The sequence below is a fragment of the Streptomyces sp. ADMS genome, from assembly GCF_033441795.1.
Taxonomy (GTDB): Bacteria; Actinomycetota; Actinomycetes; order Streptomycetales; family Streptomycetaceae; genus Streptomyces.
Genome location: NZ_JAVFVX010000136.1, coordinates 1 through 17,039, shown reverse-complemented (window position 1 = coordinate 17,039; position 17,039 = coordinate 1). Strand labels below are relative to the sequence as shown.

Annotated in this window: 23 protein-coding genes, 1 pseudogene and 1 riboswitch; of the genes and pseudogenes, 7 read left to right on the top strand and 17 right to left on the bottom strand. The window is 70.1% G+C overall.

Going from position 1 to position 17,039, the window contains the following annotated elements; all coding sequences use genetic code 11:
- Positions 1-136 (bottom strand): NfeD family protein (locus tag RB628_RS35365; RefSeq protein WP_318324733.1); only part of this gene is annotated, 136 nt, incomplete at its 3' end.
- 13 nt (positions 137-149) lie between these two features.
- On the bottom strand, positions 150-644 hold the full coding sequence (locus RB628_RS35360) for a rhodanese-like domain-containing protein (protein WP_318324730.1): 495 nt from the start codon (positions 642-644) through the stop codon (positions 150-152).
- An 82-nt stretch (positions 645-726) separates the two neighbouring features.
- On the opposite strand from RB628_RS35360, the gene RB628_RS35355 reads away from it, so the two are divergent.
- Entirely contained in the window at positions 727-1,014 is a 288-nt protein-coding gene (locus tag RB628_RS35355; RefSeq protein ID WP_318324729.1) for a metal-sensitive transcriptional regulator, read from the top strand.
- A gap of 21 nt (positions 1,015-1,035) precedes the next feature.
- Here the strand turns inward: RB628_RS35355 and RB628_RS35350 are convergent, their stop codons facing one another.
- From RB628_RS35350 to RB628_RS35340, 3 genes are all read right to left on the bottom strand, one after another.
- The gene (locus RB628_RS35350; protein ID WP_318324728.1) at positions 1,036-1,779 is read right to left on the bottom strand and encodes a sulfite exporter TauE/SafE family protein; all 744 of its coding nucleotides are present in this window, start codon (positions 1,777-1,779) and stop codon (positions 1,036-1,038) included.
- Positions 1,776-2,165, bottom strand: a complete 390-nt coding sequence (locus RB628_RS35345; RefSeq protein ID WP_318324727.1) for a rhodanese-like domain-containing protein — start codon at positions 2,163-2,165, stop codon at positions 1,776-1,778. Before RB628_RS35345 ends, RB628_RS35350 begins: the two co-directional genes overlap by 4 nt.
- A 76-nt stretch (positions 2,166-2,241) precedes the next feature.
- A complete protein-coding gene (locus RB628_RS35340) occupies positions 2,242-3,609 on the bottom strand; it encodes an MBL fold metallo-hydrolase (RefSeq protein ID WP_318324726.1) in 1,368 nt (455 codons plus the stop codon).
- A 172-nt stretch (positions 3,610-3,781) separates the two neighbouring features.
- Here RB628_RS35340 and RB628_RS35335 point away from each other — a divergent pair, with 172 nt between their 5' ends.
- Complete coding sequence (locus tag RB628_RS35335) at positions 3,782-4,186, top strand: DUF302 domain-containing protein (protein WP_318324725.1); 405 nt, start codon at positions 3,782-3,784, stop codon at positions 4,184-4,186.
- Between the two features lie 381 nt (positions 4,187-4,567).
- Positions 4,568-4,849 (top strand): hypothetical protein, encoded by a 282-nt coding sequence (locus RB628_RS35330; protein WP_318324724.1) that lies wholly within the window; start codon positions 4,568-4,570, stop codon positions 4,847-4,849.
- A gap of 464 nt (positions 4,850-5,313) precedes the next feature.
- Here RB628_RS35330 and RB628_RS35325 read toward each other — a convergent pair whose 3' ends face one another.
- The 3 genes from RB628_RS35325 to RB628_RS35315 all read right to left on the bottom strand — a co-directional run bounded on the left by RB628_RS35325 (position 5,314) and on the right by RB628_RS35315 (position 7,688).
- Positions 5,314-6,504: an acyl-CoA dehydrogenase family protein gene (locus RB628_RS35325; RefSeq protein WP_318324723.1), complete on the bottom strand. Its 1,191-nt coding sequence runs from the start codon at positions 6,502-6,504 to the stop codon at positions 5,314-5,316.
- A gap of 163 nt (positions 6,505-6,667) precedes the next feature.
- Entirely contained in the window at positions 6,668-7,441 is a 774-nt protein-coding gene (locus RB628_RS35320) for a CbtA family protein (RefSeq protein WP_318324722.1), read from the bottom strand.
- A 25-nt stretch (positions 7,442-7,466) separates the two neighbouring features.
- The gene (locus RB628_RS35315; protein ID WP_318324721.1) at positions 7,467-7,688 is read right to left on the bottom strand and encodes a CbtB domain-containing protein; all 222 of its coding nucleotides are present in this window, start codon (positions 7,686-7,688) and stop codon (positions 7,467-7,469) included.
- A gap of 61 nt (positions 7,689-7,749) precedes the next feature.
- Positions 7,750-7,832: riboswitch (cobalamin riboswitch) on the bottom strand.
- 157 nt (positions 7,833-7,989) lie between these two features.
- Between RB628_RS35315 and RB628_RS35310 the strand changes: the two genes are divergently transcribed.
- Positions 7,990-8,574: a histidine phosphatase family protein gene (locus RB628_RS35310; protein WP_318324720.1), complete on the top strand. Its 585-nt coding sequence runs from the start codon at positions 7,990-7,992 to the stop codon at positions 8,572-8,574.
- 45 nt (positions 8,575-8,619) lie between these two features.
- Here the strand turns inward: RB628_RS35310 and RB628_RS35305 are convergent, their stop codons facing one another.
- The 8 genes and pseudogenes from RB628_RS35305 to RB628_RS35270 form a co-directional block, all read right to left on the bottom strand.
- Complete coding sequence (locus tag RB628_RS35305; RefSeq protein WP_318324719.1) at positions 8,620-9,021, bottom strand: four-helix bundle copper-binding protein; 402 nt, start codon at positions 9,019-9,021, stop codon at positions 8,620-8,622.
- A gap of 101 nt (positions 9,022-9,122) precedes the next feature.
- The gene (paaE, locus tag RB628_RS35300) at positions 9,123-10,241 is read right to left on the bottom strand and encodes a 1,2-phenylacetyl-CoA epoxidase subunit PaaE (protein ID WP_318324718.1); all 1,119 of its coding nucleotides are present in this window, start codon (positions 10,239-10,241) and stop codon (positions 9,123-9,125) included.
- Positions 10,241-10,753, bottom strand: a complete 513-nt coding sequence (paaD, locus tag RB628_RS35295) for a 1,2-phenylacetyl-CoA epoxidase subunit PaaD (RefSeq protein ID WP_318324717.1) — start codon at positions 10,751-10,753, stop codon at positions 10,241-10,243. The genes paaE and paaD overlap by 1 nt, the downstream gene beginning before the upstream one ends.
- Positions 10,747-11,601 (bottom strand): 1,2-phenylacetyl-CoA epoxidase subunit PaaC, encoded by an 855-nt coding sequence (gene paaC, locus RB628_RS35290; RefSeq protein WP_318324716.1) that lies wholly within the window; start codon positions 11,599-11,601, stop codon positions 10,747-10,749. The genes paaD and paaC overlap by 7 nt, the downstream gene beginning before the upstream one ends.
- Positions 11,602-11,623: 22 nt before the next feature.
- A complete protein-coding gene (paaB, locus tag RB628_RS35285) occupies positions 11,624-11,920 on the bottom strand; it encodes a 1,2-phenylacetyl-CoA epoxidase subunit PaaB (protein WP_318324715.1) in 297 nt (98 codons plus the stop codon).
- On the bottom strand, positions 11,917-12,915 hold the full coding sequence (paaA, locus tag RB628_RS35280) for a 1,2-phenylacetyl-CoA epoxidase subunit PaaA (RefSeq protein ID WP_318324714.1): 999 nt from the start codon (positions 12,913-12,915) through the stop codon (positions 11,917-11,919). Before paaA ends, paaB begins: the two co-directional genes overlap by 4 nt.
- Entirely contained in the window at positions 12,863-13,183 is a 321-nt protein-coding gene (locus tag RB628_RS35275; RefSeq protein WP_318324732.1) for a hypothetical protein, read from the bottom strand. The genes paaA and RB628_RS35275 overlap by 53 nt, the downstream gene beginning before the upstream one ends.
- A 262-nt stretch (positions 13,184-13,445) precedes the next feature.
- A pseudogene (locus RB628_RS35270) lies at positions 13,446-13,736 on the bottom strand (dihydroxy-acid dehydratase); the annotation flags it as partial.
- A gap of 39 nt (positions 13,737-13,775) precedes the next feature.
- On the opposite strand from RB628_RS35270, the gene RB628_RS35265 reads away from it, so the two are divergent.
- Together RB628_RS35265 and RB628_RS35260 are read left to right on the top strand one after the other, a co-directional pair.
- Complete coding sequence (locus RB628_RS35265; protein ID WP_318324713.1) at positions 13,776-14,318, top strand: fumarylacetoacetate hydrolase family protein; 543 nt, start codon at positions 13,776-13,778, stop codon at positions 14,316-14,318.
- A gap of 14 nt (positions 14,319-14,332) precedes the next feature.
- Complete coding sequence (locus tag RB628_RS35260; RefSeq protein WP_318324731.1) at positions 14,333-15,349, top strand: zinc-dependent alcohol dehydrogenase; 1,017 nt, start codon at positions 14,333-14,335, stop codon at positions 15,347-15,349.
- A gap of 6 nt (positions 15,350-15,355) precedes the next feature.
- Here RB628_RS35260 and RB628_RS35255 read toward each other — a convergent pair whose 3' ends face one another.
- The gene (locus RB628_RS35255; protein ID WP_318324712.1) at positions 15,356-15,526 is read right to left on the bottom strand and encodes a hypothetical protein; all 171 of its coding nucleotides are present in this window, start codon (positions 15,524-15,526) and stop codon (positions 15,356-15,358) included.
- Positions 15,527-16,009: 483 nt separating this feature from the next.
- Here RB628_RS35255 and RB628_RS35250 point away from each other — a divergent pair, with 483 nt between their 5' ends.
- Positions 16,010-17,014, top strand: coding sequence for a sugar ABC transporter substrate-binding protein (locus RB628_RS35250; RefSeq protein ID WP_318324711.1), 1,005 nt, complete (start codon positions 16,010-16,012; stop codon positions 17,012-17,014).
- Positions 17,015-17,039: the final 25 nt, after the last annotated feature.

Genomic DNA, 17,039 nt, shown 5'->3' with positions numbered 1-17,039 from the left:
GGTAGACGATCGCGGTGGCGCCGCTGATCTCCATGACGTCGACGGTCTTTCCAGGAGGAATCACCAGCGTCTCGTCGTAGGCGCGGGCTGTCCACTCCTCACCGTCGATGCGGACCCTGCCGCCCAGGCCCGTCACCTCCGAGACGACATTAGGCAGCCCTGCCGACCAGCGCGTCCACGCCGAACCGCTCCGCTTGGGGCTGGAGGACGTGGCGGAGCGCAATGGGGCGCACGAACAGCACGGTGACTGTAGCGATGACGGTGAACACCAAGAACTGCAACTGGCGTTCCAAGCTCCAGCCCGCCCGCGTGTCGCAGGCGGCCGGTGTGTGCAGGTCGTGCCCCTCGGCGGCCCAGGCCCCGGTGCCGCCGGCGAGGGTGGCGGTGGTGACGCCCTGCTCGGCCAGCAGCTCGCAGGCGTTCTCGGAGCGGGCGCCGGAGGCGCACACGAGAAGGACGTCTCCGCGTTCGGCGGCGTGCCGGATCTCCGGCAGGGCGCTCCGGATGTGGTCAAGGGGGATGTTCAGGGCTCCGGGCAGGTGGCCGGAGGCGTACTCGGCGGGCGTGCGCACGTCGATGACGGTGAGCTCGTGCAGCCGGGTGCGGGCCTGGCCGGCACCGAGGGTGACGGGGGTGTTGGTCATGGCAGATGTGATCCTTTGCTGGTCGACGCCGTCCCGGGCCGGGACGTACAGTACCCCTAGGGGTATTTCTTGAGGAGTGATCGTGGAGCTGGAGCTTGAGGGCGCGGACCTGAAGGCCGTGCTGAACCGGTTGCGCCGCGCGCAGGGTCAGATCTCCGGTGTGATCCGGATGATCGAGGAGGGACGTGACTGCGAGGACGTCGTCACGCAGCTCGCCGCGGCCTCCCGAGCGCTCGACCGCGCCGGTTTCGCGATCATCGCGACCGGACTGCAGCAGTGCATTGCGGACGTCGACTCCGGGCGGAGGAACGGTGAGGACACGGACGCGATGCGCGCCCGGCTGGAGAAGCTGTTCCTGTCGCTGGCGTGAGCGCTTGCGTCGCCGCGACCGTCACAGCGCCGCGTCGATCAGCATGAAGGCCGCCACCGCCAACAGCACCCCGGCGAAGACCCGCTGAAGCGTGTACCCGGAGACCTTCGCGGTCAGCCGCTTCCCGTCCCACGCGCCGAGGATCGCGGTGCCGACGAACGGGCCGACGACCGCCCAGTCCAGTCGCTCGACCGTACCGGCGCGCGTCGCCAGCGCGGCCAGCGAGTTGACGGTGATGACCAGCAGGCTGGTACCCACCGCGTTCCGCATCCGCATGCCGAGCACGCCCACCAGCGCCGGTACTGCGAGGAAGCCGCCGCCGACCCCGAGAACGCCGGTAACCGCGCCGAGTCCGGCACCTGCCCCCGCGGCCCGCACCGGCCGCGCGGGCACGGCACCCTCCGCAGGCCTGGACCGCAGCATGCGCAGGGCCGCTGCTCCCGCGAGCACGGCGAAGGCTGCCGTCAGCGCGGCCGCCGGGACACGGGCGGCGAGCGCGCCGCCCAGCATCGCCGGGCCGATCCCGGCTGCCGCGAACAGAAGCCCTGTCCTCCAGCGCACGTGACCGTCGCGCGCGTGCGCGGACAGGGCAGTGGCCGATGTCAGGGTGACGATGACCAGGCTCGCGGTCGTGGCCCCCACCGGGCTGAAGCCGAGCAGGTAGATCAGGGCGGGGACAGCCAGCACACTCCCGCCGCCTCCGAGCGCGCCGAGCGCCAGACCTATCACGGCCCCGGCGGCCAGGGCGACGATGAGAGCGCTCACGCGACGGTGCCGTTTCCGCCACTTATGTCCACCACGGGCAGACCCGCTCCCGCCCAGTCGCGCATCCCGCCGATCACGTCCACGGCCGCCGTGCCGCGGGTCGCCAGCAGCTCGGCGGCCTGCCGGGAACGGTTACCGGAGCGGCAGATCACGATCAGGGGCCTCGCCTGCGCGTGAGCGGGCAGCCCAGCCCCGGCGGCCAGCGCGGACAGCGGCAGGTGCACGGCTCGGGGCGCATGCCCCGCCTGCCACTCGTACGGCTCGCGCACGTCCAGCAGCACGGCGTCACCTCCGCTGTCGGCAGCGCCGCCGTGGCCGGTGCGCGTGGCCGCTTCCGCCACGGTCACCCGGCCATGGACTCCCTGACCTCGTCGGAACATGCTCATTTCTGGTTCTCGCTCCTGATTCCCATCTCGGTACGGCGGATCGGCTGAGGGCCGGCCTGTGCGGCGCCCGCGCCCGTCAGGAGTTCCGGACGGTGAGCCCGGCCTTCTCGGCCTCATCGAAGGAGTCGTCGACGGCGACGACGTCGCGTCCGACGGCGTCCAGCAGGGAGGCGGCGATGGCTGCTCGCATGCCGCCCGCGCAGTGCACCCACACCTCGCCCTCGGGGACCTCACGGAGGCGGCGATGCAAGGTGTGAACCGGTATGTGGACCGAGCCCTCAATGTGCGCGTCAGCACGCTCCGTAGCACGCCTGACGTCGAGGACGACGACGCCCTCCGCCGGGTGCCGGCTCGCGAGGTCGACGAATGTCGCCCGCGGGAAGGAGACCGGTGCCTCACCCTGGCGCACCCAAGCCGACGGCTCCCCCATGGCCGCGGCGGCCAGCCGGTCGATACCCACGCGGACCAGCTCGCGCTGGGCGACGGCGAGTTGCTCGGCGGACTCCGCGAGCAGGGTCACCGGCCTGCCCCACGGGATCAGCCAGGCGAGATACGTGGCGAGCTGCCCCTCGGCCTCGAAGTTGAACGAGCCGGAGACGTGTCCCGCGGCGAAGGCGACGCGATTACGCAGGTCCACCACCCACTCCCCCGCGGCCAGCCGGGCGGCGATCTCGTCCACGTCGGCGACGGCGGGCGGGGTGAGGTCGACGGGCGCGGGCCCGGCCGCGTTGGCCGGGCCCATGTGCGTGTAGTAGGCGGGGATGTCGTCCAGCCCGGCCAGCAGGTCGGCGACGAAGGTGTCCACGTCCCGGGTGAGGGCCTCGTTGGACACCTTCTCCTTGCCGATGGTCGTGGCACTGCCCTCCGCCTGGGATGACGAACAGAAGCTGCCGAAGCCATGCGTGGGGAACACCGTCGCCTCCTCGGGCAGCTCGGCGGCGAGCCGGTTCGCTGAGGCATGCTGCGCTCGGGCGAGGTGTTCGGTCAGCCGTGGCTCGACGAGATCCGGTCTGCCGACGGTGCCGATCAGCAGCGAACCGCCGGTGAACACCACGACCGCCGTGCCGTTCTCCTCCAGCACGTAGGAGGTGTGGTGCGGAGTGTGACCGGGCGTGGCCAGCGCGCGCAGGGTCAGGCCGGCGTCGCCGTCGATGCCCGCCCGGTCGCCGTCGTGCACCGGTACGCGCTCGAAGGAGACGCGGGCGTCGGCGGGTACGAGGTAGTCGGCGCCGGTGACCCGGGCTAGCTCCAGTCCACCGGTGACGTAGTCGTTGTGGACGTGAGTCTCGACGACATGGGAGATCCGCACCCCGCGCCGAGCAGCGGCCGCGATCACTCTGTCGATGTCGCGCGGTGGGTCGACCGCCACCGCGGTCTCCTCACCGCCCGCGAGATAGCTCCGGTTGCCGAGCCCTGACACCTCGATCGTGTCGACGAAGAACACGGAGGTACTCCCTTCCAGTGAAGAATTACCCCGGGGGGTATGTCATCGACGGTAGCATGAGTACCCGGGGGGGTATTTTTCAGGGCGGGAAAAGCCCAGAAACACCCCATGCGCACCTCGCACACGGCCGGACACCCGTCCAGCCCATGCGACGACGAGAAAGGCCGACGCCATGCGCTACGACCGGACCGTGCAGCTCGACACCGATTTCGCCACCGCCGTCGCCCGCACCCGCGACGCCCTCGCGGAGCAAGGGTTCGGCATCCTCACCGAGATCGACGTCACCGCCACACTCAAGGCCAAGCTCGACCACGACATGGAGGACTACGTCATCCTCGGCGCCTGCAACCCGTCACTGGCCCACCGCGCCCTGGACACCGACCGCTCGATCGGCCTGCTCCTGCCGTGCAACGTCGTCGTCCGCCGCGACGGCGACCGCACCGCCGTACAGGTCCTCGACCCGAACACGATGATCGCGCTCACGGAACTCGACGCGCTGCGCCCGGTCGTCGAAGAGGCCACCCGCCGCCTCGACGCCACCCTCACCTCACTCACCGCACCCGGCACGAGCAACTGACTCACCAGCTCGGCAACAACAGGGGGGTGCCCCTATGTCTTCGGTTAAGGGAAACGGGTGGGCAAGCCGGTGTTGATGGACCGGGAGGGGGACTAGGGTCTCCGGTGCTCGGCTTCGTCGTCGAGGCTGATCGAGTCGTTCTCCTCGCGGAGCTCTGCTCAGGTGACTGCGGCCGACGGCTGGGGTGAAGGTGCTGTCGCGGAGCATCGCGAGTGACCGGGGGACGGCCTTGCTGACCACTTCGCCACTCCGTAGGCCCCCCGAAGTAACGATCCAGCATATCGAGGATTTCGGAGCGCAGCGCAACCGAGCCAGCGTCCCGCACGCCCAGACCGCAGGAGCGCTGCCGACTGGGCGCTGCGTATGGCAAGAGGTGGCTGCGTGGGCAACGGCGACCCGCCCCTGCGGCTGACCGCCCTCTGCCTTGCTGCGCACACCGACTTATCAACCGGTCGCGGGTGCGCCGACGTGGACCGGATTGCGCGTGAGTGTGGACTCGTTCCTGAGGCTCTGTTCCCTGCGCTCGACCAATTGGTGACATTCCTCGCCTCCTGGACCATGGCCCTCGCCTCAGGAGATCTGCAATGGGAGCTACTGCCGACGGCAAATCAGGATCAGCGGGCAACCGACCGATTCGACGCCGGCGTGAATCCCGAGCGCTGAGGCGACCGGCCCAGGCTCGACCCGTTACATCCCAGCAGACCGGTCGCCAAACGTGTCGTGGAAATAAAGGCCCTGAACGCCCTCCACGACGATCACCTCACGCACCGCGACCTGATGCTGCAGGTCGCCGCACCCCACCAGACCTCCCGCACCCGATCCACGTAATGGGCCAACTGCATATGGATACGAACGCCGCCTCGAACCAGAGCCGAGCGGACTGCTAGAGATGACCGGCCACGAAGCCCTGAGCGCGGAACTGAACCCGCTCCGCATCGACGTCTCCAAACACGTGGTGGAGCACCACCACCGCTGCTGCGCGAGATCGGCGCGACTCACTTGCAGATCAAGCTGGGCGAAGCCATCAAGACCTGATCGGCGAGGCCTGGAACACACCGGAGGGCTCGATTGATCATCGTGCCAACTATCCTCGGTATGTGACAACTAACGTCTGTGGTCACAGCACCTCAGCGCCGCACCCTCGGCATCCCCAGCCCGATCCACGAGATGATCTCCCGCTGGATCTCGTTGTTGCCGCCCCCGAAGGTGAAGATCACCGCTGAGCGGTAGCCGCGCTCCAGTTCACCGTGGAGCACCTCACCGGCCGAGCCCTCCTTCAGCGCGCCCGGGGCGGCGACGATCTCCAGGAGCCAGGCATAGGCCTCGCGGCGGGCCTCGGAACCGTACACCTTGACCGCGGAGGCGTCCTGGGGGGTGAGGGTGCCTTCCTGGACGGCATTCACCATCTGCCAGTTGAGGAGTTTCATCGCGTCGAGCTTGGTGTGGGTCTGGGCGAGACGGCGGCGGACCCACGGCAGGTCGATGACGCGGCGGCCGTCGGCGAGCTTGGTCTCCATCGCCCAGCGCTGTACGTCGTGCAGGGAGCGGATGGCCATCGTGCCATGGGCGGCGAGGGTGACGCGCTCGTGGTTGAGCTGGTTGGTGATCAGCCGCCAGCCCTGGTTCTCCTCGCCCACGCGGTGGGCGACGGGGACGCGGACGTTCTCGTAGTAGCTGGCGGTGGTGTCGTGCGAGGCGAGGGTACGGATCAGGGTGCAGGAGTAACCGGGGGCGGTGGTCGGCATGAGGAGCATGGTGATGCCCTTGTGCGGCGGGGCCTCCGGGTCCGTGCGCACGGCCAGCCACACCCAGTCCGCCGTGTCACCGTTCGTCGTCCAGATCTTCTGGCCGTTGACCGTGTAGTGGCCGGTGGCCTCGTCGCCGTCCCGTACCGCACGCGTCTTCAGGGCGGCCAGGTCCGTGCCCGCATCCGGCTCGCTGTAGCCGATCGCGAAGTCGATCTCGCCGGCGAGGATCTTCGGCAGGAAGTACGACTTCTGCTCCTCGTTGCCGTACCGCATGATCGTCGGGCCGACGGTGTTGAGCGCCATGAGCGGCAGCGGCACGCCCGCCTGGGCCGCCTCGTCGAAGAAGATGAACTGTTCCATGGGGCTCAGCCCCCGTCCCCCGTACTCCTGCGGCCAGCCGACGCCGAGCCAGCGGTCGGCGCCGAGACGGCGGATGGTTTCGCGGTAGAAGCGTTTCTGCGCGACCGGGTCACTGAAGCGCGAGTAGGCGCGGTCCGGCACCAGATCGGCGAAGTAGGTGCGCAGTTCGGTGCGCAACTGCTGCTGCTCGGGCGTGTATTCGAGATGCACGGCGCCTCCTGCTGGCTCCCCAAGGCCGGACCTGTCGGCGCACACGGTAGAACGTGTTCCAGGAATTGGGAATGGTGGTGCGCGCATGGCGGCGTATACGCGCACACTCGTGCCTGAGGGGGTCCCGGACGTCCGGGACCCCCTCAGGGCAGAGGCGAACTGTTCAGTGCGCCACGGGAGTTGCCTGCGGCTCGGTACCGATCGTCCCGACCGCCGCCGCCCTCGGGGCCAACAGCCGTTCGGCCATCATCCCGAAGACCAGGCCGAACGCGGTCCACATCGTCGCCTGGATGGCGAGCGTGGCCACCCGGTACTGCCACAGCAGGCTCGCGGAGAAGCCCTCCGGGACCTCGTTGCCGAACGACGGCAGGAAGGCGTACGCGAGTCCGACGACCAGGACGAAGAAGGAACCCGCGGCGAGGGTCGCGTTCCAGTTGCCCAGGCGGGGCGCGAGGCGCTTGCCCAGGATCACCGCACCCACGGCCAGCAGCACGCTCAGCGCGACCATCAGGAAGAACAGCGCGGTGCGTTGGTTGAGGGTGTCCGCGTCGCCGACGGCGGGCGGATTGGCGGGGTACTTGAGGAACGGCACGATGTACGCGGTGAGCAGTCCGGCCCCCGCGAGGAGCAGCGCGGTCGCGCGCGGCCCGAAGCGGCCGATCCGGCCGAGCGCGAAGCAGTACGCGAGGGCGGCGATGCCACCGAACGCGACGCCGTAGACGAGGACACCGGTGCCCAGGCCCACGGTGGACTGCAGCGCGCGGGTGACGAGTTCCTCGCCGCCGTGCTCGTGCGCGGTGTGCGCCTCCTCGAAGGCGATCGCCTCGTTCACCCGCGGCTCGGCCAGGAAGTAGGCGACGACCCAGGCGAGCACACCCGCGACGAGGCCCGCGAGCATGCCGCGGACCAGGAGGTTTCTGACCGTTGTGGAGTTCATGAGCTCGTACGTTTCCCTGTCGTCGTCAGTGGCAGGGGAAGCCGAGCAGGTGACGGGCGTCGTGCACCCACTCGTGCACGCCCTCGCCGGAGACCAGGGAGGTGGCGCCCTGCTCGGCGCCGACGAAGTAGAGCAGCACCAGCATCAGCACGCCGAAGAAGACCGCCCAGGGGGCGATCGCGCCGATCGGCAGCTTTGCGGGTACGGCAGTGGGAGCAGCGGTCGGCTGAAGAGCGGACTGTGCCATGGCAGGACCTCCTGGGGGAACTCGCGTCCCGTATCGGTGGTGCAGAGGACGACAGCCACGGGTCTGACTTGCCCCCGGGCCGCACCCGGAGGGTGCGTACGGGGCTTACAGTGGCGCGACCGTGCCGGATTCCCACCGGCTTCCGTCGAACCGTCGTCAATATCGACGAGAAGGTACCGCGAAGCGGGGGCGTGGCCAAGGGCGCATGAGGCGGCGCACGGCGCGCCGGTGCTCCGTACACCGCCTCAAGTTCCGTACATGACAACAGCGTTGGGGCGAGGATGAGCGCGGGAGAGACCGGATGACGAGCCGAGTGATGTTGATCTCACCGGCGCTCAGCGCGGCCCTGCGGGAGGCCCGTTTCGACGACGACGGCCCCCTGGACGAGGCGGGTCTGCGGCTCGCCCGGGCGGCGGCGGGGGCGCTCCCGCCGGATTCCCGGGTCTGGGTCTCCCCCACCGCGCGCTGCCGTGAGACGGCTCTGGCGCTGGGCCTCGACGCCGGTCCGGCGCCGGGTCCGGCGGGTATGGACGCGGGCTGTTGGCGCGGCGCGACCCTGACCGAGGTGACGGAGAAGGATCCGGAGGGGCTGGCCCAGTGGCTGACGGACCCTCAGTCGGTTCCGCACGGCGGTGAGTCGGTCCACGCGCTCTGCGACCGGGTCGCCCGCTGGCTGGACGACACGGCGGCACAGGTCTCGGGCCGGTCCGTCGCGGTCGTCGAGCCGGAGGTCGTACGGGCGGCGACGGTACGGGCTCTGGGGGCGCCGGAGTCGGCGTTCTGGCGGATCGATGTTCCGCCGTTGACGGCAACGGAGTTGAGCGGCCGGGCGGGGCGCTGGAATGTACGGGTGGGGTGGCGGCTGGGGGCGCCGCACGAGGAGTAGGAAGCGCGCGGGACGAGTACCGGCGGGTTCACGAAACGCCGTGCCTCACCCGCCGTCGCGTCCCGAGTCCGGCGCCTCCAGCGTCCAGGCGAAGTCCGCGCACGCCTGTGCGCACTCCCGGCATGCCTTCGCCGAGCCCTCGGCGCCGGGGTGGTCTTCGAAGACCTGGGCGGCTTCCAGGCAGACCGTGCTGCACCACTCCAGTTGGACACGGAGGGTGGCTTCGTCCTGGTCCCCCTGTTCGGAGAGCAGCCGGGTCGTCGCGTCGCACACCTCCGCGCACAGGATGCCCTTGCGGCGCGTGAGGGCCTCCCCGGGAGGCCCGTCCGGGTCCGCGAGGCTCGCGCGCAGTGCACATGTCCGCGCGCACTCGGTGCATGCCTGGGCACAGACGAAACGATCCTCCAGGAACCGGAAGAGCTCCTCTTGCGAAGTCGCAGGGTTCACGACGATCGGGTTGCCGAAGCGGGGCCCGTCAAACCCCGTCGCCGGAAGCGCCTCCGACGGAACGAAGAAACGTTCAAGCACGTCCCGCACGTCCGTCCGGTTCAGCTGTCGTAGTCGACCGTCAGTGCCTCCGAGACCGGGAACGACTGGCAGGTCAGGACGTAGCCCGCGGTGACCTCGGCCGGTTCGAGGGCGTAGTTGCGGCGCATGTCCGCCTCTCCCGAGGTGACCAGTGCACGGCAGGTCCCGCAGACGCCGCCCTTGCAGGCGAACGGCAGGTCCGGGCGGGAGCGCGCGGCCCCGTCCAGGATGGTCGACTCCCGGGACAGCGCGGTCGTGGTGGAGCGGCCGTCGAGGGTGATCGTGACCTGGCTCACCGGGCCCCTCACCACCGCGTCCGTGTGCTGGACCTCGCGGAAGGGCTGGTCGTCGGCGTAGAAGAGTTCCTGGTGGACGCGCGAGGCAGGCACTCCCAGCTCCGTTAGCAGCTGCTGGGCGTCGCGGACCATGCCGTGCGGGCCGCACAGCCACCAGTGATCGGTGCCCGGGACGTCGACGAGGCCGGCGAGGAGTGCGGCAAGCCGTTCGGCGTCCAGCCGCCCCGACAGCAGTTCGGCCTCGCGCGGTTCACGTGACAGTACGTGTCCCAGCTGGAAGCGGGTGCGGTACAAATCCTTCAGGTCCGCCAGCTCGTCGGCGAACATCACGGTGTCCGTACGCCGGTTGCCGTACAGGAGGGTGACCTGGGAGCGGTCGTCGGCGGCCAGGACCGACTCGGCGATCGACATCATCGGGGTGATTCCGGAGCCCGCGGCGATCAGGACGTGGCAGCCGGGTGCGGTCAGGTCGGGGGTGAAGGTGCCGGTCGGCGTCATCACGTCAAGGACTTCACCGGGGCGGACCTCGTCGACCAGCCAGGAGGAGAACAGGCCCCCGGGCACCACCCGTACACCGATGCGGGGTTGTTCGCCGGCGGGGGCGCAGATCGAGTACGACCGCCGCTCCTCGCGCCCCTCGAACTCCCGGCGCAGGGTGAGCGACTGGCCCGGCGCGAAAGCGTACTCGGCGGCCAGGTCCGCAGGCACCTCGAAGGCGACGGAGGCGGCGTCCGCACACAGTCGCCGTACGTCGGCGACCTTCAGGGCGTGGAAGACCGGGCGGCGACGTGCCGGGGCCGGCGCGGCTGCCGGGGCGCTGGGCGGGGAGATGGGCGCGGCCATCAGATCTCCTTGACGTACTCGAACGGCTCGCGGCAGGCGCGGCAGCGCCACAGGGCCTTGCAGGACGTGGCGGCGAAGCGGGAGGTCTCCTCTGTGTCCGCCGCACCGCAGCGGGGGCAGGGCACCGTGCGGTGGACGGGCATCAGCGAGAGCACGACCGGACCGTGGGGGGCGGCGCCGGGCGGGGCGATGCCGTGTTCGGCGAGCTTGCGGCGGCCCGCCGGGGTGATCCAGTCGCTGGTCCAGGGCGGATCGAGGACCGTACGGATCACCACGCGTGTGTACCCCGCCGCCCGCAGCCGGGCGGCGACGGCGGCGCGCATCTCGGCCATCGCCGGGCAGCCCGAGTAGGTCGGGGTCAGGCTCGCCACCACCGTCCCGTCCCCGGTCACCTCCACGCCGCGCAGGACGCCGAGGTCGGCCAGGGTCAGCATGGGCAGCTCGGGGTCCGGCACCCGCTCGGCGATGTTCCGGGCACGCCGGACGTCCTCGATCCCGGTCACGGTCACCATGTCGCCTCCGGGTGGGCGCGGGCCACGCTCTGCAACTCGGCGAGCAGCGGCGCGAGATGCTCGGTGTGCTGCCCGTCGCGCCCGGCGCCGGGCGCCGGGCGAGCCTGCGGCAAGGACAGTCCGGCGGCTGCGGTGACCTGCCGCAACACCTCGACGACCTCGCCCTGGACGTCGTACGCCGTGAACAACTCGCCGAGATACGGGGCGACCTGGTCCAGGGCCGTGCGCATCCGCCGGTGCGACTCGTCGGTGCCGTCGCCGAGCCGGACGGCCCACTCGGCCGCGTACTGCCGGTGGTACGTCAGCTCCTTGGCGCCCTTCGCGGCGATCGCGGCGAGCACCGGATCGCGGTGGGCGGCGAGCCGTTCGAAGTGCGCGAGCCGCCAGCTGGACAGCACCAGCAGCCGCACGATCGAGAACGCGAAGTCCCCTATAGGCAGTTCGGCCAGGCGGACGTTGCGGAAGTCACCGGCGTCCCGGAAGTAGGCGTACGCGTCCTCGTCACGCCCGGTGCCGTCGACCTGGCCCGCGCGCGCGTACAGCAGACGGGCCTGGCCGAGCAGGTCGAGGCCGATGTTGGCGAGGGCGACCTCCTCCTCCAGCTCGGGGGCGCGGGTGCACCACTCGGCCAGCCGCTGGGCCGACACCAGCGCGTCGTCGGCGAGTTCGACACAGGTCGCGGCCAGCCCGACTGCGTCGACGCCCTCGGGCACGGTGGTGTCGACGCCGTACAAGGGGTCCTCGAACCCGGTGCCGAAGGCCCAGCGGGCGTCGCTGCCGTCGTCGTGCCCCTCGGCGAGAGAGAGGTAGACGTGGTCGTCGTCGTGGTCGATGCCGCTGTCGCTCATGTCTGCTGCTCCTCTCCTCGGGCTAGATGTGGGGGACGTCGTCGGGGATGTCGTAGAAGGTCGGGTGCCGGTAGACCTTGTCGGCGCTGGGCGCGAAGAACGGGTCCTTCTCGTCGCGCGAGGAGGCCGCGATGTGCTCGGAGCGCACCACCCAGATGCTCACGCCTTCGTTGCGCCGGGTGTAGAGGTCGCGAGCGTGGGTGAGCGCCATCCGGTCGTCGGCCGCGTGCAACGAACCCACGTGTACGTGGTTCAGCCCGCGCTTGCCGCGCACGAAAACCTCGTACAGCGGCCACTCGTTGGACGGGTCGTCGCTCATGCCACTGCCTCCTTCGCGGCCCGCGCGCGCTGCTTGGCGGCATGCGCGGTAGCCGCCTCGCGTACCCAGGCGCCCTCTTCGTGAGCGGTCCGACGGCGGGCGACCCGTTCGGCGTTGCACGGTCCGCCGCCCTTGATGACACGCATCAGTTCGTCCCAGTCCGGGGTGCCGAAGTCGTGGTGTCCGCGCTCCTCGTTCCAGCGCAGGTCCGGGTCGGGCAGGGTCACACCGAGCTTGTCGGCCTGCGGGACTGTCATGTCGACGAAGCGCTGTCGCAGTTCGTCGTTGGTGTGCCGCTTGATCTTCCAGGCCATGGACCGGGCGGAGTTGGGCGAGGCGTCGTCCGGTGGGCCGAACATCATCAGGGAGGGCCACCACCAGCGGTCGACGGCGTCCTGGACCATGGCGCGCTGTTCCTCCGTACCGCGCATCATCGTCATCAGCAGCTCGTACCCCTGCCGCTGGTGGAAGGACTCCTCCTTGCAGATCCGCACCATCGCGCGCGCGTAGGGCCCGTACGAACTCCGGCACAGGGGCACCTGGTTGCAGATCGCCGCGCCGTCCACGAACCAGCCGATCACGCCGACGTCCGCGAAGCTCAGCGTCGGGTAGTTGAAGATCGACGAGTACTTCTGGCGGCCCTCGATGAGCCGCTCGGTGAGGTCCGCGCGGTCGGCGCCGAGCGTCTCGGCGGCCGAGTACAGATACAGCCCGTGCCCGGCCTCGTCCTGGACCTTCGCGAAGAGGATGGCCTTGCGGCGCAGCGAGGGCGCACGCGTGATCCACTCGCCCTCCGGCTGCATGCCGATGATCTCCGAGTGCGCGTGCTGGGCGATCTGCCGGACCAGTGTCTTCCGGTAGCCCTCGGGCATCCAGTCGCGCGGCTCGATCCGGTGGTCCCTCGCGATCGTCGCCTCGAAGTGCTCCTCCAGCAGTCCCTCGTCAGGCTGCCCGGCGCCGCCCGTGTCCGAGGCGGCGGAGTGTGTCGTCGTCATCGATACCCGCTCCCCAACCGACCATTCGTTCGGTACCAGTGTGACGACTTTTCCGCCCCCGCACAAGCCGTTGCCGAGGCCGCCTGCAGGTGGCGCGTCCGCCGCTGATGTCGTATACCGCGCCGATGGAGAAGCCGACCCGGTCGGAGGCGGGGAAGGCGACCAGGTCGGCCGCCTCCTCCGGGCGGCCGATCCGGCGCATCGGGATGAGGCCGGTGAGGCGGTCCAGTACCTCGGGGGCCGTGTTCTCGTTCATGGGCGTGGCGATGACAGCGGGGGCCCGACGACGTCGAGAGGACGCCGCCGGTGGACAGCTCCGCGCCGGCCGACTTGGTCAGGGCGATCACCGTGACCCTTGGAGGCGGAGTGGGGCGACAGATTGGGGTTGCCGTCCTTGCCCGCCTTGCCGTCCTTGCCCGCCTTGCCGTCTTTGCCCGCCACGCCCGCCACGCCCGCGAGTTGACCACGCGGCCCCAGCAGCGCTCACGCATGCCGGGGACGAAGATCAGCATGGTGTTCACGGTGCCCAGGACGTTCCGCCAGAGCATGGCGGTGGGCCGCACCCTGTGCCTCGCCGAGCGACACCACCGACTGGTCCAGGGGGGTGCCTCCGGCCTCGAACACGCTGTTGCGGACCGAGGCCGCCACCTCGTTCAATGCGCGTTGCAGGGGGTCAGGTCCGAGGCGGTGTCGGCGATGGCGATCTGTGGCCGGCCGGTGAAGGCGTCGTCCGGTGCGCCCCGGCTCATCCGGGCCCGGTGGATGCAGGCGTTGCGCCCCTGGCCCTCGTACCACTGTGCGCCGCGAAGCCACGTCGACACTTTCCAACAATTGGTACATTGATCTATTCTGCGGAACTCATGGAGCACAGGCGTATGCACGACGGCTCGTCAGCCCCCGTGGCCGAGGAAGTCGCCGGATGCGAGGGTGACGCCGCACGTCTCGTGGGCTCGGACCGGGTGCTCGCAGTCCTCAAGGAGCTGGCGTGGTATCCCGACGGCGTGGGTCTGGAGGAGCTGACCCGGGTGATCGGCAGCCCCAAGCCGACCGTGCACCGGGCGCTGGGGGCCGCCGCCGAGACCTTCGACCCGGCGGGTCCCTGGCTGGCAACCACCGACGAGGACGAGATCGACGACGTCCTCGCGCTCGACATGTGGCTCGACGTCGATGGTGCCCGCCGCCAGAACGCCAACACCAGGACCATGGTCTTCGATCCGTACTTCATCGTGCACCACCTCAGCCAGTTCCTCGCCCTGGAGCCGGGCGACCTGATCAACACCGGCACCCCGCCCGGCGTCGGCATGGGCTTCACTCCGCCGGTGCGGCTGCGGCCCGGTGACGCGATGGAGTTCGGCGTCGCCCGCCTCGGCAGCCAGCGCCGGCACGTACCCGGCCCGCGGTGAGCGCCCGCCGTCCGATGCGCGCGTTCGTCCTGACGGCCCCCGGGAAGTACGAGGTCCAGGAGGTCCCCGCCCCGGTGGCGGCCCCCGGCGAGGTCGTCGTCGACGTCGAACGGGTCGGTGTATGCGGCACCGACATGGAGTTCCACACCGGGACGATGGCCTATCTCCACCAGGGCCACTCCTCCTACCCGATGCGCCTCGGCCACGAGTGGGCGGGACGTGTGGCCGCGGTGGGCGACGGTGTCGACCCCGTGTGGACCGGCCGCCGGGTCATGGGCGACACCATGCTCGGCTGCGGCACCTGCCGACGTTGCCGCCGGGGCCATCAGCACGTGTGCGAGAGGCGGCAGGAGGTCGGCATCCGGGGGGAGCGCGCCGGCGCCCTGGCCGAGCGACTCGCGGTGCCTGTCTCCTCGTTGCACGTCCTGCCCGACTCCGTCGACGCGGTGCTGGGCGCGCTGGTCGAGCCCGGCGGCAACGCCCTGCGCGCCACCCGGGCCGCCGAACTACGCCCCGGGGACCGGGTGTTGGTCCTGGGCCCGGGGACGATCGGTCTGCTGGTCGCGATGTTCGCCCGGGCCGCCGGTGCGGAGGTCCACCTGATGGGCGCGACCGACGGTTCGCTCGCCTTCGCCCGCGAGCTGGGCTTCGAGCACGCCTGGCGGGAGAACTCCGTCCCGGATCTGCCGTACGACGCTGTCGTCGACGCCTCCAACGCTGCCCATCTTCCGGATCTGGCAGTTGAGCTGGTCGAGCCGGCGGGTCATGTCGTCTACATCGGTCTGGCCGGTGCACCGAGCCGCACAGACACCCGCAGCCTCGTCCTCAAGGACGTCACCGCGGTCGGTGTCCTGTCCGCCTCCCCCGGTCTGGACGCCACCATCCGGGCGTACGCCGAGGGTTCGGTCGATCCGAGGCCGCTCGTCGCCGCGACAGTGGGGCTGGAGCAGGTCGGCGCCGTCCTCGCGGGTGAACGCCCGCCGGGCGCGGGTCCCGGGCCCAAGTTCCATGTGGACCCGCGCCTGGGCTGAGGCGGTTCAGGACGCGGTGACGCCGTCGATGTCGATGACGTGGCGGAGGAAGCCGGCCACTGCGCCGCCGCCGCGGACACGGAGGCCGAAGGTCGGCGACAGGTCGACCACCTTGCGCACCTCCATCCGGCCGCTGCCCTCACCCGACCGGCCGGTACCCGGGAGCACTGCGTCCAAGCCACCCTGGAGGCCCGGTTCTCCCGGGGCGTTCCCTGGCGCACCGACGTGATCACGAACGACACCCCGGTGCTGTCGAACATCGCCGGGAACACCAGCTCGTTCGCCATTCCCGTCGTTGGGTGCGCGGTTCACCGAGACGCCCCCTACCCGGTCGGTACCGCTCGCCTTGCGACCAGGTCAGCGACTCAATTTCATTCCGAACACTTTGTTGGTACGTCCTGACATAGCTGTTGACATCACCGCGGAGCGGCTCCATAGTCTCTGCAACTAGAGCGCGCTACTAAAGCGCTCCAGTCGCTACACAGGTGGTCCGCACCCATGACTGCCGCAAGAGGCGTGTCAAGACGCGCCACGACATACGGCACCTACGAACCACTCGCGCGCCGTCGCCCGCTCGGTGATCGACCACCGGCCTCCGACGTCACACGCGCTCCCGCCGCCACAGATCCCATTCGAACCGCACAGCGAGGTGCAAGGGACATGCACAGACACCACCGATCCGCCATCCTCACCGCCACCGTCCTTGCCGGAACCCTGTTCGCCGCAGGCTGTTCCAGCAGTTCCGGCGGCAAGAAGTCCGAGGAGGGCGAAGGCGCCGCCTCGGCGGGGAAGGCGACCACGCCCCGTATGACGGTCGCGATGGTCACCCACGCCGCCCCCGGTGACACCTTCTGGGACCTGGTCCGCAAGGGCGCCCAGGCCGCGGCCGCCAAGGACAACATCGAGCTCGTCTACTCCAGCGACCCCAGCGCCGGGAACCAGGCCAACCTGGTGCAGAACGCGATCGACCAGAAGGTCGACGGCATCGCCCTGACCGCGGCCAAGCCCGACGCGATGAAGGACGTGGTGGCCAAGGCCGGGGCGGCCGGCATCCCGGTCGTCGGCTTCAACTCCGGCGTCGACGACTGGAAGCAGCTCGGCATGCTGGAGTACTTCGGTCAGGATGAGAACATCGCAGGCCAGGCCTTCGGCGAGCGGCTGAACCAGCTCGGCGCCAAGCACGCTCTGTGCGTCGTCCAGGAGCAGGGACAGGTCGCTCTGGAGGCCCGCTGCGCCGGCCTGAAGAAGGGCTTCAGCGGCAAGACTGACATGCTCTACGTCAACGGCACGGACATGCCGTCCGTGAAGTCGACGATCACCGCGAAACTCACGCAGGACTCCTCGATCGACCAGGTGGTCACCCTCGGCGCCCCGATCGCGCTGACCGCCGTCCAGTCGTTGTCCGACGCCGGGAGCAAGGCCAAGCTGGCGACCTTCGACCTCAACAAGGAGCTGGTGAAGGCCGTCCAGGACGGGACCGTGGCGTTCGCGGTCGACCAGCAGCCCTACCTCCAGGGCTACCTGGCCGTCGACTCCCTGTGGCTGTACAAGACCAACGGCAACGTCAGTGGCGGTGGGACGGCGCCGGTCCTCACCGGACCGGCTTTCATCGACAAGACCAATGTCGACACTGTTGCCGAGTTCGCCGCGAAGGGCACTCGGTGATCTCGATGAGTCAGACAACGGCACC

What these genes read in the sequence shown, in the direction of transcription:
- RB628_RS35360 (WP_318324730.1), bottom strand. Translation starts at nt 644, where the DNA reads ATGACCAACACCCCCGTCACCCTCGGTGCCGGCCAGGCCCGCACCCGG.
- RB628_RS35345 (WP_318324727.1), bottom strand. Translation starts at nt 2,165, where the DNA reads ATGAGCATGTTCCGACGAGGTCAGGGAGTCCATGGCCGGGTGACCGTG.
- RB628_RS35335 (WP_318324725.1), top strand. Translation starts at nt 3,782, where the DNA reads ATGCGCTACGACCGGACCGTGCAGCTCGACACCGATTTCGCCACCGCC.
- RB628_RS35320 (WP_318324722.1), bottom strand. Translation starts at nt 7,441, where the DNA reads ATGAACTCCACAACGGTCAGAAACCTCCTGGTCCGCGGCATGCTCGCG.
- RB628_RS35315 (WP_318324721.1), bottom strand. Translation starts at nt 7,688, where the DNA reads ATGGCACAGTCCGCTCTTCAGCCGACCGCTGCTCCCACTGCCGTACCC.
- RB628_RS35310 (WP_318324720.1), top strand. Translation starts at nt 7,990, where the DNA reads ATGACGAGCCGAGTGATGTTGATCTCACCGGCGCTCAGCGCGGCCCTG.
- paaE (WP_318324718.1), bottom strand. Translation starts at nt 10,241, where the DNA reads ATGGCCGCGCCCATCTCCCCGCCCAGCGCCCCGGCAGCCGCGCCGGCC.
- paaD (WP_318324717.1), bottom strand. Translation starts at nt 10,753, where the DNA reads ATGGTGACCGTGACCGGGATCGAGGACGTCCGGCGTGCCCGGAACATC.
- paaC (WP_318324716.1), bottom strand. Translation starts at nt 11,601, where the DNA reads ATGAGCGACAGCGGCATCGACCACGACGACGACCACGTCTACCTCTCT.
- paaB (WP_318324715.1), bottom strand. Translation starts at nt 11,920, where the DNA reads ATGAGCGACGACCCGTCCAACGAGTGGCCGCTGTACGAGGTTTTCGTG.
- paaA (WP_318324714.1), bottom strand. Translation starts at nt 12,915, where the DNA reads ATGACGACGACACACTCCGCCGCCTCGGACACGGGCGGCGCCGGGCAG.
- RB628_RS35265 (WP_318324713.1), top strand. Translation starts at nt 13,776, where the DNA reads ATGGAGCACAGGCGTATGCACGACGGCTCGTCAGCCCCCGTGGCCGAG.
- RB628_RS35260 (WP_318324731.1), top strand. Translation starts at nt 14,333, where the DNA reads ATGCGCGCGTTCGTCCTGACGGCCCCCGGGAAGTACGAGGTCCAGGAG.
- RB628_RS35250 (WP_318324711.1), top strand. Translation starts at nt 16,010, where the DNA reads ATGCACAGACACCACCGATCCGCCATCCTCACCGCCACCGTCCTTGCC.